General features: G+C 66.9%; 12 protein-coding genes. 7 read left to right on the forward strand and 5 right to left on the reverse strand.

The window, feature by feature from the left end; all coding sequences use genetic code 11:
- Positions 1–50: 50 nt before the first annotated feature.
- Genes AC5P8D_RS10940 through AC5P8D_RS10950 form a run of 3 tightly spaced genes read right to left on the reverse strand, consistent with a single transcriptional unit; the run spans position 51 to position 1,923 of the window.
- Positions 51–749 carry a hypothetical protein gene (locus AC5P8D_RS10940; RefSeq protein WP_414614704.1) on the reverse strand — a complete coding sequence of 233 codons (699 nt, stop codon included), beginning with the start codon at positions 747–749 and terminating at the stop codon, positions 51–53.
- Complete coding sequence (locus tag AC5P8D_RS10945; protein ID WP_414614705.1) at positions 749–1,150, reverse strand: hypothetical protein; 402 nt, start codon at positions 1,148–1,150, stop codon at positions 749–751. Before AC5P8D_RS10945 ends, AC5P8D_RS10940 begins: the two co-directional genes overlap by 1 nt.
- A complete protein-coding gene (locus AC5P8D_RS10950) occupies positions 1,147–1,923 on the reverse strand; it encodes a hypothetical protein (protein WP_414614706.1) in 777 nt (258 codons plus the stop codon). The genes AC5P8D_RS10945 and AC5P8D_RS10950 overlap by 4 nt, the downstream gene beginning before the upstream one ends.
- Positions 1,924–2,045: 122 nt before the next feature.
- Here AC5P8D_RS10950 and AC5P8D_RS10955 point away from each other — a divergent pair, with 122 nt between their 5' ends.
- The 4 genes from AC5P8D_RS10955 (at position 2,046) to AC5P8D_RS10970 (ending at position 9,282) form a co-directional block, all read left to right on the forward strand.
- Positions 2,046–4,193, forward strand: a complete 2,148-nt coding sequence (locus tag AC5P8D_RS10955) for a S46 family peptidase (protein ID WP_010482398.1) — start codon at positions 2,046–2,048, stop codon at positions 4,191–4,193.
- A 134-nt stretch (positions 4,194–4,327) separates the two neighbouring features.
- The gene (locus AC5P8D_RS10960; RefSeq protein ID WP_049454222.1) at positions 4,328–7,786 is read left to right on the forward strand and encodes a hybrid sensor histidine kinase/response regulator; all 3,459 of its coding nucleotides are present in this window, start codon (positions 4,328–4,330) and stop codon (positions 7,784–7,786) included.
- 318 nt (positions 7,787–8,104) lie between these two features.
- Positions 8,105–8,680 carry a manganese efflux pump MntP gene (locus tag AC5P8D_RS10965; RefSeq protein ID WP_010482394.1) on the forward strand — a complete coding sequence of 192 codons (576 nt, stop codon included), beginning with the start codon at positions 8,105–8,107 and terminating at the stop codon, positions 8,678–8,680.
- Between the two features lie 146 nt (positions 8,681–8,826).
- A complete protein-coding gene (locus tag AC5P8D_RS10970) occupies positions 8,827–9,282 on the forward strand; it encodes an REP-associated tyrosine transposase (RefSeq protein ID WP_019337937.1) in 456 nt (151 codons plus the stop codon).
- Positions 9,283–9,384: 102 nt separating this feature from the next.
- On the opposite strand, the gene AC5P8D_RS10975 is transcribed toward AC5P8D_RS10970, so the two are convergent.
- Positions 9,385–10,050 (reverse strand): response regulator transcription factor, encoded by a 666-nt coding sequence (locus AC5P8D_RS10975; protein ID WP_005420420.1) that lies wholly within the window; start codon positions 10,048–10,050, stop codon positions 9,385–9,387.
- A 121-nt stretch (positions 10,051–10,171) separates the two neighbouring features.
- Entirely contained in the window at positions 10,172–12,115 is a 1,944-nt protein-coding gene (acs, locus tag AC5P8D_RS10980; RefSeq protein ID WP_049480338.1) for an acetate--CoA ligase, read from the reverse strand.
- Between the two features lie 245 nt (positions 12,116–12,360).
- On the opposite strand from acs, the gene AC5P8D_RS10985 reads away from it, so the two are divergent.
- From AC5P8D_RS10985 to AC5P8D_RS10995, 3 genes are all read left to right on the forward strand, one after another.
- Positions 12,361–13,788, forward strand: coding sequence for a DcaP family trimeric outer membrane transporter (locus AC5P8D_RS10985; protein ID WP_019337935.1), 1,428 nt, complete (start codon positions 12,361–12,363; stop codon positions 13,786–13,788).
- Positions 13,789–13,898: 110 nt separating this feature from the next.
- Positions 13,899–15,560: an MFS transporter gene (locus AC5P8D_RS10990; RefSeq protein WP_019337934.1), complete on the forward strand. Its 1,662-nt coding sequence runs from the start codon at positions 13,899–13,901 to the stop codon at positions 15,558–15,560.
- 235 nt (positions 15,561–15,795) lie between these two features.
- On the forward strand, positions 15,796–17,205 hold the full coding sequence (locus AC5P8D_RS10995; protein WP_143994943.1) for a coniferyl aldehyde dehydrogenase: 1,410 nt from the start codon (positions 15,796–15,798) through the stop codon (positions 17,203–17,205).
- Positions 17,206–17,283 lie beyond the last annotated feature (78 nt).

The following is a 17,283-nucleotide window of genomic DNA, read 5'->3' on the forward strand; positions in this document are numbered from 1 at the left end:
CGGGTCGGGGGCGGTGCCCTTTCGTTGAGAGGGTCCGACCCCCGGCTTCTTCAGCTGCGGCGCAGCCGCTGGCGGTGCCCGGACAGGTCCATGCTCCACAGCAGCAGCGCACCCAGCAGCGCCGGCAGCACGCTGAGCACGGACAGCATCACCAGGAATGACACTGGCAATTCCATGCGGGCGGGCTTGCCCCGGCGCAGCTGGTAGCGGATCCATGCCGTGGCCAGCACGGTCCAGGCCAGCAGCCAGCACAGCGGTGCCAACCACAGCGAAGGCGAGGGCACCCACAGGTAGACGGCGGCACCGACCGCTGCGATGGCTGCGCAGGCGACCGGCAGGGTCAGCCAACGCAGCCGGGAAGGCGGCACGGACGGGTCTTCAGGGGCGCTCTGCCAGACGAACAGATGACGCAGGCCAATGGCCAGCAGCGTGCCGAGCAGTGGCGCCAGCGCTGCCGTGCCCAGCACGATCGCCCTGCGCTGCTCTTCCGACTGGTAGGGCAGCAGCGTGCTGGCGATCTGGGTGGTGGCCAACGCGATGAAGGCCATCAACGTCAGCGCCACGCTTGCCAGCAGTGCACGCAGCAATGACAACTGTGCCGCGGTGAGGCGGGTGACATCGCTGGCGCCGGCCCAGAAACGGGCTTGGCCCGCATCGATGCCGGGCGGCAGAGGACGGTCCTCCTGGCAGCCCAATACGTCCATCAACGCTGCGGCCTGGCGCGGCACGCGCAGCGGCAGCGCGGACATCAGGTTGCGCAGGTGCGAACGCGGTTCGCGCAGCTGCTGAAGGCGGCTGGCAGCGTCATCGTGGCTGGTCCAGCGCCCGCCACGCGCCCCATCTGCTGGGCCAGCAGATCGGTCTGCGCGGGCAGTTGCAGCCAGTCCTGCCAGGCGTGTTCGGCCAGCTCGCGCAGTTCGCCTGGTGCCAGGCCGCAGCCCGCGTCGTCCCAGCCGAAGGCCTGGTAAAGCGCCGCGGCTTCGGACAGGTTCATGGGGGCCTGCCGCGCGCGCAGCGCCTGCAGCACCCTGGCACTGGCTTCAGCGCGCTCGTCCAGGGACCACTGGCTGCGCAGGCCCTGCAGGTACACCGCGAAAGGCTGCGGGTCGGTGGATTTGGCGCGCTCCAGCAGGTCCATCCAGTTGCTCATGGGTTTGCCTCGTGTGGGGGCTGCAGGCTTGAACGATCACTGTCTGCATTGCCGGGGGAGCTGGAAAATACCCCGCGGAGGATTGCGATGGTGGCCAGCAGGGCGCACGTCAGAAGCAGTGCCAAAGTGACCGTTCGCCGCGTGAAGCGTCTGCGTGACGGCACGGAATGGTGCAGGGCCTCGCATGCGGCCGCCCAGAACATGACCTGCCTGCGCTGCAATGGCGGTGGGAGCGCCACGTGCGCCATCACAGGCACGCCGACAAGGTAATGCAGCGTTTCACGCATTTCGTGCCGCGTGCGCGCGGACAGCGCCTGGATGTGTGCGCGCAGTGGGTGCCAGGGGCCACTGAGCCGGGCGACACGGGTGCGGGCCTGCACCACCGAAACCGGCGCATTCTCGAGATGCATGTAACGGGCGAGCGCGGTCTCGTTGCCTGGCACCAGCAACCAGCACAGGTGCATGCTGTGGCCGAGGGCGGCCATGTCGTAGCACTCGCGGATACTGTCCCGGTCATACCACTGGAAGCGGTCGGCCAGCTGCTCGAAGTTCGCTTGCGGGAACGGCGTAGTGCCCTTCATCAGCCGTTGCCAGGTTGCCAGGTTCACCGCGCCAGCATCCGCAGGGGGCTGCAGTTCCGGGGACTGCTGCAGCCAGGCTGCGAAGTCTGCCGGATCGCGTTGCTGACCGTTGCGGACGATGCGGTCGGCAAGCGCCTCGGCGGCAGATCGCCCTGTCGAATGCGTGGTGCCCAGATCGATTCCTGCGATCATCGGTCCTTCCCTGGTATCCGTGCCTGATTCTAGCCAGCATCGGTGCCCCCAACCATCGGCCGTTGCCCCATCCGGCCCCAGCGGCTATGGTCCCGGGCTGTTCTGTCGTACCGGATTGCCTCATGTCACCACGCAAAGCCCTTCCCACCGCCCTGGCCCTGGGCCTGACCCTCGCCGCAGGTGCCCACGCCGACGAAGGCATGTGGATGCCGACCCAGCTGCCGGAACTGGCCAAGCCGCTGCAGGCAGCCGGTTTCAAGGGCAATCCGGCCGACCTGGCCAACGTCACTGCGCCGCCGCTGAGCGCGGTGGTGCGTGCCGGTGGCGGCACCGGTTCGTTCGTGTCCGCCGACGGCCTGCTGCTGACCAACCACCACGTGGCGATGGGCGTGATCCAGTACAACAGCTCGCCCGAGCACGACCTGATCAACGGTGGCTTCATCGCCAAGGACCGTGCCGACGAGCGTCCGGCCAACCCGGACTTCCGCGTGCTGGTCACCGTCGGCTTCGACAAGGTGACCGACCAGGTGCTGGCGCAGGCGCGTGGCAAGACCGGTCGCGCCTACTTCGACGCCGTCGATGCGGCCAGCAAGCAGATCGTGGCCGAGTGCGAGAAGGACGGCAGCGTGCGCTGCTCGGTGGCCAACATGTACTACGGCACCGACTTCTACCGCATCGCCCAGCTGGAACTGAGCGACGTGCGCCTGGTCTACGCGCCGCCGCGCGCGATCGGCAACTATGGCGACGAGATCGACAACTTCATGTGGCCGCGCCACACCGGCGACTTCACCCTGCTGCGCGCCTATGTGGGCAAGGACGGCAAGCCGGCCGCCTACAGCAAGGACAACGTGCCCTACCAGGCACCGGCACACCTGCAGATGTCGGTGGAAGGCCCGAAGGAAGGCGATTACGCGATGCTGGCCGGTTACCCGGGCATTACCTATCGCCACCGCACCGCCGCCGAATTCGCCGGCCAGATCGATACCGTGCTGCCGCGCCGCGTGTCGGTGTTCCAGCAGATGATCGACACCATCGAGGCCGCCACCGCCAAGGACGCGCAGGCGCGTACCCGTTATGCCTCGCAGCTGCAGTCGCTGAAGAACAACCGCAAGCGCGCCGCCGGTGAGTTGGAAGGCCTGCTGCGCAGCGACGCCAAGGCCCAGCGTGCCGCCGACGAGACGGCGATGCTGGCTGCCACCGACCGCAAGTACCAGGGCGACATCAAGGCGCTGCTGGCCAACCTGTCGCAGGGTGCGGCGGTGGGCGAGCGTGACCTGCTGCTGGATCAGATGGCTGCGCAGAGCCAGTTGCTGCGCTCGGCACTGCTGCTGGAGCGCCTGCGCATCGAATCGGCCAAGCCGGACGCGCAGCGCGAGAGCGGTTACCAGCAGCGCGACCAGGCGATGATCGAAGGCGTGCTCAAGCAGGTCCAGCGCCGCTACGCACCGGAGGTCGAGAAGGCCCTGCTGACCACCCTGCTGACCCGCTACCAGCAGCTGCCGGACGCGCAGCGCGTGGCCGAGTTCGACGCGGCCTTCGGCCGTACCCCGGAGCAGCTGGCCAAGGCGCTGGACACCCTCTATGCCGGCACCCAGCTGGGTGACGAGGCGCAGCGCCTGTCGCGCTTCACTGCCGCACGCGAGGGCAAGGCACTTGCCGCCGATCCGCTGATCGCCGTGGCCGGCCCGCTGGTGGCCGCGCAGCTGCGCATCGAGAACGAGAGCAAGACCCGCGAAGGCGAGCAGCTGCGCCTGCGCCCGGCGTACATGCAGGCGCTGTTCGCCTGGCGTGCCAAGCAGGGCCGTGCGGTGTACCCGGACGCCAACCGCACCCTGCGCATCAGCTACGGCAAGGTCGAGGCGCTGCACCCGCGTGATGGCGTGACCTATTCGCCGGTGACCACCGTGGCCGGCATTGTCGAGAAGAACACCAACGCCTATCCGTTCGACGCACCCAAGCCGCTGCTGGCGGCGATCGCCAAGGGCGACTTCGGCAGCACCGCCGACCCGGCGCTGAAGACCCAGACGGTCAATTTCCTGACCAACCTGGATACCACCGGCGGCAACTCCGGCTCGCCGGTGCTCAACGCCAAGGGCGAACTGATCGGCCTGAATTTCGACAGCAACTGGGAGTCGGTCAGCGCCAGCTGGTGGTTCGATCCGCGCTACAAGCGCGCCGTGCACGTAGACATGCGCTACCTGCGCTGGCTGCTGGCCAAGGTCTACCCGGCGCCCGAGCTGCTGAAGGAAATGGGCGTGCCGGCCCAGTAAGAAGCCGGCCACGACCAACGGTCGTGGCCCGCACCGCGTAGGCCCCCACCCTGGTGGGGGTGGTTGCCCCAACGAGCCCGCACCACCGGCCACGCCTGGCCTACACTGCGGGTTCTTCCGACGGAAACGCACGCGTGGTCTCCAGCTGGATCCTGCTGCTGGTCTCGGTTGCCTATGCTGCGCTGCTGTTCGGCGTGGCGTGGTGGGGTGACCGTCGACCGATGTATCCCGACCGGCCGTGGCTGCGGCCGGTGGTCTACAGCCTGGCGCTGGCCGTGTACTGCTCGTCGTGGACCTTCTACGGCGCGGTCGGCACCGCCGTGCGCAACGGCGTGGGCTACCTGCCCATCTACATCGGCCCGCTGCTGCTGCTGCTGTTCGGCTGGCGCATCATCGAGCGCCTGGCGCTGATCGCGCGCAGCCAGAACGTGGTTTCCATCGCCGATTTCATCTCCTCGCGCTTCGGCCGTTCGCGGCGGCTGGCGGCGTTGGTGGCGATCATCGCGCTGATCGGCATCATTCCGTACCTGGCGCTGCAGTACAAAGCAGTGGCGATGAGCCTGCAGGTACTGACCGGCAACACCGGCCCGACCGGCTTCTTCACCGATCCGGCGCTGTACGTGGCGCTGCTGATGGCGTTGTTCGCCACCCTGTTCGGCACCCGCCAGGTCGATGCCACCGAGCACCACCACGGCATGATGCTGGCGATCGCCTTCGAATCGGTGATCAAGCTGCTGGCGATGGTGGCGGTGGGCGTGTTCGCCTACCTGTGGCTGAGCAACCGCACCGACGCGGTGGTCGAGTCGGTGCATACACTGTTCACCGGCCTGCCGCCGGTGGGATTCATCTCGCAGACGCTGCTGAGTTTCCTGGCCATCATCTGCCTGCCGCGCCAGTTCCACGTGGCCGTGGTCGAATGTGGTGACGTGCGCGATGTGCGCCGCGCGCGCTGGATGTTCGGTGGCTATCTTGTGCTGATCTCGGGCATGGTGCTGCCAATCGCCACCGCCGGCGTGACCCTGTTCGGCACCGGCGGCAGCGTCGCCGACGATTCGATGGTGCTGGCCCTGCCGCTGGCCGAAGGCCGCAATGCGCTGGCGCTGATCGCCTATGTGGGCGGCTTCTCGGCGGCCACCGGCATGGTCATCGTGTCGTCCATCGCGCTGGCCACCATGGTCAGCAACGACCTGGTGATGCCGGTGCTGCTGCGCCGCAGTGGCGACCATCAGGAAGCCGCCGACGTCGCCTCGCGCGTGCTGTGGATCCGCCGCCTGGCGATCCTGCTGCTGGCGCTGATGGCCTACAGCTACTACCGCACCAGCAGCAACGACAGCACGCTGGCGTCGTACGGCCTGATGGCGTTCGCTGCAGTGGCGCAGTTCGCACCGGGCCTGATCGGCGGCCTGTACTGGCGTGGCGCCAGCCGGCGTGGCGTCGAGATGGGCATGCTGCTCGGCTTCGCGACATGGCTGTACACGCTGCTGCTGCCGGCGATGACCATGGCCGGCTGGGTTGATGCCGCCTGGGTGCAGCACGGTCCGTTCGGCATCGAGTGGCTGCGTCCGCAGCAGCTGTTCGGCATGACCGGCTGGGATCCGCTGACCCACGGCACGTTCTGGTCGCTGCTGGTCAACGCGGCGACGATGATGCTGGTGTCCGCGCGCTGGCGCCCCGGTGTGGACGAGCGGCTGCGCGCCGCGCCGTTCCTCGACCCCTATGCCGAGCGCCCGTCGGTGGCCGGTGGCTGGCCCGGCCACGTGCATGTGGGCGATCTGCTGGCACTGGCCTCGCGCGTGGTCGGCGAACGTCATGCGCGGCGTTCGTTCTTCGAGCAGGCGCAGTCGCTGGGCCGTGAACTGCAATCCTCCGCGCCTGCAGACCGGCCGTGGGTGCAGTTCACCGAACGCCTGCTGGCCGCGTCGATCGGCGCGGCATCCGCACGCCTGCTGCTGACCAGCCTGCTGCGTGGCTCGGGCATGGACCTGGGCGAAGTGGTGGCAGTGCTGGACGAAGCCGGGCAGGAGCTGCGCTTCAACCGCGAGATCCTGTCGACCACGCTGGAGAACATCAGCGCCGGGGTCAGCGTGGTCGATCCGGACATGCGCCTGACCGCATGGAACCGCCGGTACCAGGACATGTTCGGCTACCCCGACGGGATGCTCTACGTGGGCCGCCCGGTGGCCGACCTGATCCGTTACAACGCCGAGCGCGGCGAACTGGGCGAGGGCGATATCGAAGTGCAGATCAACCGCCGCATCGGCTACATGCGCGCCGGTTCACCGCACGTGTTCGAGCGCACCCGCAGCGACGGCAAGGTGATCGAGATGCGTGGGCAGGCGCTGCCCGGCGGCGGCTACGTGACCAGCTACAACGACATCACCGACTACAAGCACGCGGAAAAAGCACTGCTGGAAGCCAACGAGACGCTGGAACAGCGCGTGGCCGAGCGCTCGCACGAGGCCGAGGTCGCGCAGCAGTCGAAGACGCGTTTCCTGGCAGCGATCAGCCATGACGTGCTGCAGCCACTGAACGCCGCGCGCCTGTTCGCTTCGGCGTTGCGTGACAGCGACCACGTGAGCGATGAGCAGAAGCACCTGGCCGAACGCGTGGATGCGTCGCTGCGCGCGGCCGAAGAGCTGCTGGATGGCCTGCTGGACGTGTCGCGGCTGGATGCCGGTGGCCTGCACCCGGTGATCGGCGAGTTCGACGTGAGTGCGTTGATGCGCGAACTGGCGGCGCAGTACACGCCAGTCGCCGCCGGTCGTGGCCTGCGCCTGGACCTGTTCGCGCGCCCGGCGTGGGTACGCAGTGATCGCCGCCTGCTGCGCCGCGTGCTGCAGAATTTCCTGGCCAACGCGTTGCGCTACACCCGCCAGGGGCGCATCGTGCTGGCGGTGCGCCATCGTGGCGACGAAGTGGAGCTGCAGGTATGGGATACCGGTCCCGGCATTCCCGAGCACCACATGCGGCAGATCTTCGATGAGTTCCACCGTTACCAGCAGCCGTTCGACTGGGGCGAGCAGGGTCTGGGGCTGGGCCTGTCGATCTGCCAGCGCATCTCGCGCCTGCTTGACCATCGCCTCAATGCGCGCAGCCGCGTCGGCAGCGGCTCGATGTTCTCGATCATCCTGCCGCGTGTGGCGCCGTTGCCGGGCTACGCCGAGCTGGCCACGCCGGTACAGGCGGTGGCCGCACCGGTGCGCAGCGATTCGCTGGCCGGCCTGCGCGTGCTGTGCGTGGACAACGATGAGGAGATCCTCGACGGCATGCGTGCATTGCTTGGCCGTTGGCAGGTGCAGGTGATCACTGCCGCCACCGTCGACCAGGCGCTGGAGAAGATCGCCGAGCGCCCGCAGGTGATGCTGGTGGACTACCACCTGCACGACCGCATGGATGGCCTGGATGCGCTGGTGGCACTTCGCGAGGCTGCGGGCTACCCGTTGCCCGGCGCGCTGCTGACCGCCGATGGTCGCGACGAGTTGAAGCGGATGGCGCGCGAACGCGGCTACCGCGTGCTGACCAAGCCGATCAAGCCGGCCTCGCTGCGCGCCTTCCTGGGCGCGCTGCGCGATGCCGGCAACAACGATGCCTGACGGGCAACTGTAGAGCCGAGCCTACGCTCGGCTCCGGCACGCAGTGCGGGGCTGATATAGCCATCGCTATACAAACCAGCCCTGCCTGCGCGTTTCGCCGCAGATGCGCCATGCGCGAATCTCGGTGCTAAGCTGCGCGTCCCCTTGGGGAGTAGCCGGATTCCTTCGCAGGAATCGTCCACGTCAACACACTCGGCCAGTGCGCCGTGGCGTGGACAACCATGATGGTTGGCGAGACCAGCGGCCCGCGCGCGCAACGTCAGGTTGGGCGCGAGCGCGAGCCGTGCGTCCGTCCTTGCCCGACCTCAGCAGCCGCCAATGTCCCCCATTTCGATCCTCCTGATCGGCTTTGCCATGTCCACCGATGCCTTCGCCGCGGCGATCGGCAAGGGTGCGGCCATGCGCAAGCCGGTGTTCCGCGATGCGCTGCGCGCCGGCATCATCTTCGGCGTCATCGAGGCGATCACACCGATCATCGGCTGGTTGCTCGGCCGTGCCGCCCTGCAGTACGTGGAAGCGTTCGACCACTGGATCGCCTTCGGCCTGCTCGGTGCGCTGGGCATCCACATGATCTACAACGGCCTGCGTCCGGACAGCGCCGAGGAAGACGAAGATCCTTCGCAGCACCACGGCTTCTGGAAGCTGGCGCTGACCGGTTTCGCCACCAGCATCGATGCGATGGCGGTGGGTATCGGCCTGGCTTTCATGGACGTGCATATCGGTGTGATGGCCGCAGTCATCGGCCTGTGCACGCTGACCATGGTCACCGTCGGCATCATGCTCGGCCGCGTGCTGGGCAGCATGGTCGGCAAGCGCGCCGAGATCATCGGTGGCGTGATCCTGGTGATCATCGGCGCGACGATCCTGTACGAACACCTGCACGGCGTGGGGTAACGCCTGTTCCTGTAGAGCCGAGCCCATGCTCGGCTGCTTCGCGCGCCAGCCGAGCATGGGCTCGGCTCTACCTCAGGGTGTTGGCTGACAAGCATTGCGGTGTTGCACTGATGGAAGGGCTGTCATGCGTGCCATAGCCTCTTCGCGTGGCCAGTCCCGCACTCCGCTTTGGTCGCTGGTCGCAGACCGGCAATGTCTACGCGATCACGGCTGTGACACGCGCACGCCGTCCTTGGTTCGACGACAAGGCCAACGTCGATCTGCTGATCGAAGCACTGCGCACCGTAGAGCGAACGGGGCGGACCTCCTCCCTCGCCTGGGTGGTGATGCCGGATCATCTGCATTGGCTGTTCGAACTCCGTACCGGCACGCTTGCCGGCTGCATGCAGATCCTCAAATCACGGAGCGGGCGTTCCATCGGCAGGCGCGCTGATGCCAACGCGCCGATCTGGCAGCCGGGATACTACGACCACGCGCTGCGCAGCGATGAATGCCTGCACACGCAGGCGGTGTATATCGCGGCCAATCCGGTGCGTGCTGGGCTGGCCACGCGCATCGGGGAATACCCCTATGGGTGGAGTCGATGGCCGCTTGAGGAGTGATTGGTATTGAGGCAAAGAGCAGCCGAGCGTGGGCTCGGCTCTACAGGGGCATCATGACGTCTGTAGAGCCGAGCCCATGCTCGGCTCCATAGTCGGTCACAATCAATCTTCTTCCGGCGGCAGCACGATGGCGTCGTCGTCGATGGCCAGCTTGCCGGCCATCAGCACGGCCTGGGTGCGGTTGGTCACGCCGAGCTTGCGCAGGATGGCGGTGACGTGGGCCTTGATCGTTGCTTCGGAGACGTTGAGGTCGTAGGCGATCTGCTTGTTCAAGCGGCCGGCGCCGAGCATCTGCAGGACGCGGAACTGCTGCGGGGTCAGCTCGCGCAGGCGCTGGCCGACTTCGCGTTCTTCGCTGCCGGTGGGCGGCACGTTGTGCGCCTCCGGCGGTGCCCAGGTCTCGCCATCGAGGATGGTGCCGAGTGCATGGCCGATGGTGTCCGAGTCGGCCGATTTGGGAATGAAGCCGAGCGCACCGTGGTCGAGCGCGCGACGCATCACCGTGGCTTCTTCGCGCGCGGACACCACCACCACCGGCAGCTGCGGATGCAGTGAGCGCATGTGCACGAGTGCGTTGAAGCCCTGCGCACCCGGCATGTTGAGGTCCATCAGGACCAGGTCGGCGTCGTTGTGCTGATCGGCCAGCGCGTACAGTGCTTCCACGCTGTCGGCCTCGAACAGTTGTACGCCCGGGATGACCCGCTGCACGGCCCCACGCAGGGCTTCGCGGAACAGCGGGTGGTCATCGGCAATCAGGAGGGTGGTCATGGGTCGAGCTTATCGATCAGGAAAAAGAGCGACGTGATGGCAGGTGCAGGACGGGTCGGACGCGGCCGGGTCCCTCCTCCCGGCCACGTCCCTGGCGCGTCCTGCGCCTGCAGTCACGCCATCAGCGCACCTTGCGCTCGTCCACCAGCGACGCCACCACCGATGGATCGGCCAGGGTCGAGGTGTCGCCGAGCTGGTCCGGCGCGTTCTCGGCGATCTTGCGCAGGATGCGGCGCATGATCTTGCCCGAGCGGGTCTTCGGCAGGCCCGGCGCCCACTGAAGGTGGTCCGGCGTGGCGATCGGGCCGATTTCCTTGCGTACCCACGCGACCAGTTCCTTCTGCAGTTCGTCGCTCGGCGCTTCTTCGGCCACCAGGGTCACGTAGGCATAGATGCCCTGGCCCTTCACGTCGTGCGGGAAGCCGACCACGGCCGCTTCGGCCACCTTCGGGTGCGAGACCAGCGCGCTTTCCACTTCGGCGGTGCCGATGCGGTGGCCGGACACATTGATCACGTCGTCAACGCGGCCGGTGATCCAGTAATAGCCGTCTTCGTCGCGGCGGCACCCGTCACCGGTGAAGTAGCTGCCCGGGTAGGTGCGGAAATACGTATCGATGAAACGCTGGTGGTCGCCGTACACCGTGCGCATCTGGCCCGGCCAGGAGTCACGGATGATCAGGTTGCCCTCGGTCGGGCCGTCCTGGATCTCGCCATCGGCATTGACCAGCGCCGGCTGCACGCCGAAGAAGGGCAGGGTGGCCGAACCCGGCTTCAGATCCATCGCACCGGCCAGCGGCGAGATCAGGATGCCGCCGGTCTCGGTCTGCCACCAGGTATCGACGATCGGGCAGCGGCTGTCGCCGACCACCTCGTAGTACCAGCGCCAGGCCTCCGGGTTGATCGGCTCGCCCACGCTGCCGAGCAGGCGCAGCGACGCGCGCGAGGTCTTCTTCACCGGTTCCTCGCCTTCGCGCATCAGTGCACGGATGGCGGTCGGGGCGGTGTAGAAGATGCTCACCTTGTGCTTGTCGATGACGTTCCAGAAGCGGGAGGTATCCGGGTAGTTCGGCACGCCTTCGAACATCAGCGAGGTCGCGCCGTTGGCCAGCGGACCGTACACGATGTAGCTGTGGCCGGTGACCCAGCCGACGTCGGCGGTGCACCAGTAGATGTCGTCCTCGCGCAGGTCGAACACCGCTTCATGGGTGTAGGCCGCGTACAGCAGGTAACCGCCGGTGGTGTGCAGCACGCCCTTCGGCTTGCCGGTGGAACCGGAGGTGTAGAGGATGAACAGCGGGTCTTCCGCGTTCATGCGTTCCGGTTCGCAGGTGGCCGGCTGGCTGTCCACCACATCGTGGAACCAGCGGTCGCGCGGGGCCTGCATGTCCACCGCGCCGCCGGTGTGGCGCACCACCAGTACGGTTTCAACCGTGTTCGTGCCCGGCAGCTTCAGCGCGGCATCGACGTTGGCCTTCAGCGGAATCCTGCGGCCACCGCGCAGGCCCTCGTCGGCGGTGATGATCAGCTTGCTCTGGCAGTCACTGACGCGGTCGGCAATCGAGTTCGGCGCGAAGCCACCGAACACCACCGAGTGGATCGCACCGATGCGGGCGCAGGCCAGCATGGCCACCGCGGCGTCGACGATCATCGGCAGGTAGATGGTGACCCGGTCGCCCTTCTTGACGCCGAGGTTGCGCAGCGCGTTGCCGAGGCGGCAGGTGCGCTCGTACAGCTCGCGATACGTGACGTGCTGGGCCGGTGCATCCGGGCCGTCCGGCTCGAACAGCAGGGCGGTCTTGTCGCCGCGCGTTTCCAGCTGGCGATCCAGGCAGTTCACGCTGGCATTGAGTTCGCCATCTTCGAACCACTTGATGTGGAAGTCGGACAGGTCGTAGCTGACGTTCCTGATCTTCGTCGGCTTGCGCATCCACTGCAGGCGCCCTGCCGCCTTGCCCCAGAAACCATCCGGGTCGGTCACCGAAGCCTGGTACTGCTGTTCGTACGACGTCTTGTCGATGCGTGCCTTGGCGGCGAACTGCGGATCGACGGGGTAGATATCAGCCATGGCACCCTCACTTGCACGTTGACTTTGTGTGTGCGGTCGCAGCATCGCAGCGACCGATCCCCCTCAGTTTGCCCCATCCACCCCCGGTCGCGTCACCACTCTGGTTAGACCATGGTCGAAAGTGAGCGCCCAGCAGGGCCGGGTTCGACCAATGGCGAATAGCCGCTATACATAATCGCCCCGCAGTCTCGGCTCGACCGTGCCCCACGCGCGGCATCACCTTGCCACTTGGGAGAGAGGGCAACATGAGCCACCGTACGTTGAAAGCCGTGCGCACACCTTTGGCGGCCTGCCTGTTGGTCGCCCTGGTCGCACCGGGCATGGCGTTCGCAGAGACCGCCAAAGAGAAGGCACTGGAAGCACGCGTTGCCGAACTGGAACGCCAGGTCCAGCTGCTGCTGTCTTCGCAGCAACAACAACAGACCCAGATCAGCCAGACCCAGCAGGCCGTAACCGAAGTCCGCACGGTGCAGGCCGAGCAGAAGCCGGTCGCACAGGTGCCGGCCGGCAAGCAGCCCATCCAGGTCACCACCATCACCCCGGGCGCGGCGCCGGGCACCACGGTCAAGATCGGCGGCTTCATCAAGGCCGACTTCCTGGCCACCCAGACCAGCGATGGCCAGCTGGCCGACGACGCCACCGGCCGCTCGCTGTACCTGCCGGGCCAGACCCCGGTGGAAGGCGCTGGCGGCAGCGGCAAGCGTTCGGGCACCGACTTCAATGCCCACGCCAAGTTCTCGCGCTTCAACCTGGGCATCGACAACGTGAGCGAATCGGGCAACAAGGCCGGTGCGTTCTTCGAGATGGACTTCTTCGGCAATTCACTGGGCAACCAGACCGCCACCAATACCTACGGTGTGACCCTGCGCCACGCCTACATGTACTGGAACAACTGGATGGCCGGCCAGACCTGGTCCAACTTCATGGACGCGGCCGCACTGCCCGAGGCGGTCGACTTCGTCGGCCCCACCGATGGCGTGATCTTCGTGCGCCAGGCCCAGGTGCGTTACACCCAGGGTGGCTTCAGCGTCGCGCTGGAAAACCCGGAAACCACCACCCTCACCGGTACCCGCAACCCGGTCACCGGGGCATGGACCAACGCCAGCGCCAACTCCGACCGTGGCAGCCTGCCCGATCTGACCATGCGCTATGGCTGGAAGGGTGATTGGGGCACCTTCGGTGTCGGCGGCATCGTCCGTCAGCTGAAGGTCGACAACCAGGCCACCGGCGCCAAGGCCGACAAGGTGGCTGGCGGCCTGACCCTGGGCGGCAAATGGGTGATGGGTGACAGCGATTCGCTGCACTACCAGCTGACCGGCGGCGAAGGCATCGCCCGCTACATCGGCCTGGGCATTACCGCCGACAGTGCCTATGACGTGGCCCGCGACGAACTCAACCCGACCGGCGTGCTTGCCGGCTACGTGGGCTGGCGGCATGCGTTCTCGCCGAAGTTGCGCACCAACCTGATCTACGCGCGCAGCGACTACGACAACGACAGCATCCTCGGCCCGCTGGTAACCAAGAGCGTGCAGAGCATCCGCGGCAACATCTTCTATTCGCCGCTGCCTAAGGTCGATATCGGTGCGGAGCTGATGTACGGCCGTCGCGAAGTGGAGAACGGCAACAAGGGTGACATCACCCGATTGCAGTTCACCACCAAGTACAGCTTCTAGAGGAGTGCCGACCAAGGTCGGCACCTATAGAGATTGCGTGCCGGCCCGCGGCCGGTACCTACCGAATTGAGTACCGACCAAGGTCGGCATCTACCGAGGGAAAACGCCCCATGTCCAGCACACCCAGTACCGCACACAAAGCGGGCACCCTGACCAAGGGTCACAAGAAGGTCATCTTCGCCTCGAGCCTCGGCACGGTGTTCGAGTGGTACGACTTCTTCCTGTACGGCTCGCTCGCGGCCATCATCGCCAAGCAGTTCTTCAGTGGCGTCAATGAAACCACAGGCATGATCTTCGCCCTGTTGGCGTTTGCCGCCGGCTTCTTCGTGCGTCCGTTCGGCGCGGCCTTCTTCGGCAGCCTCGGCGACCGCATCGGCCGCAAGTACACCTTCCTGGTCACCATTCTGATCATGGGCATCTCGACCTTCCTGGTCGGCGTGCTGCCCAACTACGCCTCGATCGGTTTCGCCGCGCCGGTGATCCTGATCATCCTGCGCCTGGCCCAGGGCCTGGCGATGGGCGGCGAGTACGGCGGTGCCGCCACCTACGTGGCCGAGCACGCGCCGGACGACAAACGTGGCCTGTACACCAGCTTCATCCAGTGCACGGCCACGCTCGGCCTGTTCATGTCGCTGCTGATCATCCTGGCCTGCCGTTACTTCCTGGGCAATGAAGCCTTCGAAGCCTGGGGCTGGCGCATTCCGTTCCTGGTCTCGATCCTGCTGCTGGGTGTCTCAGTGTGGATCCGCCTGCAGCTGAGCGAGTCGCCGCTGTTCCAGCAGATGAAGTCCGAGGGCAAGGGTTCCAAGACCCCGTTCCGTGACAGCCTGAAGGGCGGCAACCTGAAGCTGATGCTGCTGGTCCTGCTCGGTGCGGCGGCGGGTCAGGCGGTGGTCTGGTATGGCGGCCAGTTCTACGCGCTGTTCTTCCTCAGCAGCATGCTGAAGGTCGATGCCACCACCTCCTACCTGCTGATCGCGGCCGCGCTGGCGTTGGGCGTACCGTTCTTCATCTTCTTCGGCTGGCTGTCCGACCGTATCGGCCGCAAGAAGATCATCCTGGCCGGCTGCCTGCTGGCCGCCGTCACCTACATCCCGATCTTCAAGGGCCTGACCCACTTCGCCAACCCGGCCATCGAAGAAGCCCGCAGCAGCTCGCCGGCCCTGGTCGTGGCCGATCCGGCTACCTGCTCGTTCCAGTTCGATCCGGTGGGCCTGCGCAAGTTCACCAGCTCCTGCGACGTGGCCACCGCCGCGCTGACCAAGGCAGGTGTGCCGTACGACGTGCAGCCCGCCGCCGCCGGTTCGCTGGCGATGGTGAACGTGGGCAGCGCCAGCGTCACCTCGTATGAGGCCGCCGGCCTGACCAAGGAAGACGGCAAGGCCAAGGCCGATGCGTTCGGTGCGGAACTGAAGACCGCCCTGACCACCGCCGGCTACCCGGCCAAGGCCGATGGTGCACGCATCAACATTGCCGGCACGGTGTTCATGCTGTGGCTGCTGGTGCTGTACGTGACCATGGTCTACGGCCCGATCGCTGCCTACCTGGTGGAACTGTTCCCGACCCGCATCCGCTACACCTCGATGTCGCTGCCGTACCACATCGGCAACGGCTGGTTCGGTGGCTTCCTGCCGGCGATCTCGTTCGCGCTGGTGGCCGGTACCGGCAACCTGTACTACGGCCTGTGGTACCCCATCATCATCGCGCTGATGTCGGTGGTGATCGGCGGCCTGTTCCTGCGCGAAACCAAGGACGTGGATATCACCCAATAACCGGCGTGCCGACCAACGGTCGGCACCCACCGGGTTTCAGGGGCCGTGGTGCAGACCACGGCCTTTTCGTTTCCCTGTAGCGCCGAGCGATGCTCGGCGACCGCGCTACGCGCGGCACAAAATTCCGCAGAAGCGAACAGGCAGCGTTCAATGCCATCATCGCGGTTGACAAGCATCCGAAGCCACACGCCATCTCGTGCCCATCGAGACGTGCCGCACGCCGTATAGTCGCGGCATGACCACCATTCCGCCGGCCGAGCTCCCCGCCCTCCTGCACACCCTGCGCAGCGCCTGGCAGTCGCAGCGCCCCACGCTCGACCAGCGCGAGGCCGACCTGCGCCGCCTGCGCGAGGCGCTGAAGCCACGCCTGGATGAAATGGCCCAGGCCATCGCCGAAGACTTCGGCCACCGCGCCCACGTTGAATCGAAGCTGGCCGATGGCATGAGCGTGCTGTCGGCCATCGACCACCTGCGCCGCCACCTGCGGCGCTGGTCGAAGCCGCAGCACGCATCGGCCGGCTGGAAGCTGTGGCCGGCGCGCGCGCAGCTGCGACCGACGCCGTTGGGTGTGGTCGGGGTGATCTCGCCCTGGAACTACCCGGTCACGCTGGCACTGGTGCCGTTGGCTACCGCCATCGCCGCAGGCAACCATGTGCTGCTCAAGCCTTCGGAACATACGCCGCGTACCAGCGCGTTCCTGGCCGATCTGCTGGCCAGTGTATTCCCGCCCGATCGGGTGGCGGTGGTGCAGGGCGGGGCGGACGTGGCCGCAGCGGTGTCGTCGCTGCCGTTGGACCATCTGCTGTTCACCGGCTCGACCGCCGTGGGCCGCAAGGTGATGGCCGCCGCCGCCGAGCATCTGGTGCCGGTCACGCTGGAGCTGGGCGGCAAGTCGCCGGCCATCGTCTGTCGCGATTTCCCGCTGGACAAAGCCGCCGCGCGGCTGGCCACCGGCAAGTGGTTCAACGCGGGCCAGACCTGCATCGCGCCGGATTATGTGCTGATCGATACGGTCCGCCAGCGTGAGTTCGTACAGGCGCTGCAGCAGCAGGTGCGCGAGCGCTATGGCGACTTCAGCAATGCCGACGACTACACGCGCATCATCAACGAGGGCCAGTACCAGCGCCTGCAGGGCTACTTGGCGCAGGCGCGCGAACGCGGCGTGCCGGTCATCCCGCTGGCGCAGGTGGATGAGGCGCGCGCCGACCGCGAGCGCCTGCTGGTGCCGACCGTGGTGCTGGACCCGCCGGATGACCTGGAGCTGATGCGCGAGGAGATCTTCGGGCCGATCCTGCCGGTGCGCGCCTATCCGGATCTGGATGCCGCATTGGCCGACGTGCTGTCGCGTGACCGGCCGCTGGCGCTGTATCCCTTCAGCCACGACACGGCGACGGTGGAGCATATCCTCGGCCAGGTGGTGGCGGGCGGGGTGACCGTGAATGACACCCTGCTGCACTTCGCCGCTGATGGGCTGCCGTTTGGCGGGGTTGGCGCCAGCGGCATGGGTGCATACCACGGCCGGGCCGGGTTCGACGCGATGAGCAAGCGCCTGCCCGTGCTGTGGCAGGCGCGCTGGGCGACCAGTGACCGGCTGCGCCCGCCGTACTCGAAGATTGCGGGGTTGTTGAGGCTGTTGCTGCGGTGAAGCCCCGCATGGCGTTGCTCTACGGAATCAGCGCCCGATTCTTCTGTAGAGCCGAGCCCACGCTCGGCTGCCCTTGGC

This window comes from Stenotrophomonas sp. YJH_SMC_101-4, assembly GCF_059370395.1.

Bases quoted from the DNA above. Each gene is read 5' to 3' on its own strand.
- AC5P8D_RS10955 (WP_010482398.1), top strand. From the start codon at position 2,046: ATGTCACCACGCAAAGCCCTTCCCACCGCCCTGGCCCTGGGCCTGACC.
- AC5P8D_RS10975 (WP_005420420.1), bottom strand. From the start codon at position 10,050: ATGACCACCCTCCTGATTGCCGATGACCACCCGCTGTTCCGCGAAGCC.
- AC5P8D_RS10950 (WP_414614706.1), bottom strand. From the start codon at position 1,923: ATGATCGCAGGAATCGATCTGGGCACCACGCATTCGACAGGGCGATCT.
- acs (WP_049480338.1), bottom strand. From the start codon at position 12,115: ATGGCTGATATCTACCCCGTCGATCCGCAGTTCGCCGCCAAGGCACGC.
- AC5P8D_RS10995 (WP_143994943.1), top strand. From the start codon at position 15,796: ATGACCACCATTCCGCCGGCCGAGCTCCCCGCCCTCCTGCACACCCTG.
- AC5P8D_RS10965 (WP_010482394.1), top strand. From the start codon at position 8,105: ATGTCCCCCATTTCGATCCTCCTGATCGGCTTTGCCATGTCCACCGAT.
- AC5P8D_RS10985 (WP_019337935.1), top strand. From the start codon at position 12,361: ATGAGCCACCGTACGTTGAAAGCCGTGCGCACACCTTTGGCGGCCTGC.
- AC5P8D_RS10940 (WP_414614704.1), bottom strand. From the start codon at position 749: ATGTCCGCGCTGCCGCTGCGCGTGCCGCGCCAGGCCGCAGCGTTGATG.
- AC5P8D_RS10990 (WP_019337934.1), top strand. From the start codon at position 13,899: ATGTCCAGCACACCCAGTACCGCACACAAAGCGGGCACCCTGACCAAG.
- AC5P8D_RS10945 (WP_414614705.1), bottom strand. From the start codon at position 1,150: ATGAGCAACTGGATGGACCTGCTGGAGCGCGCCAAATCCACCGACCCG.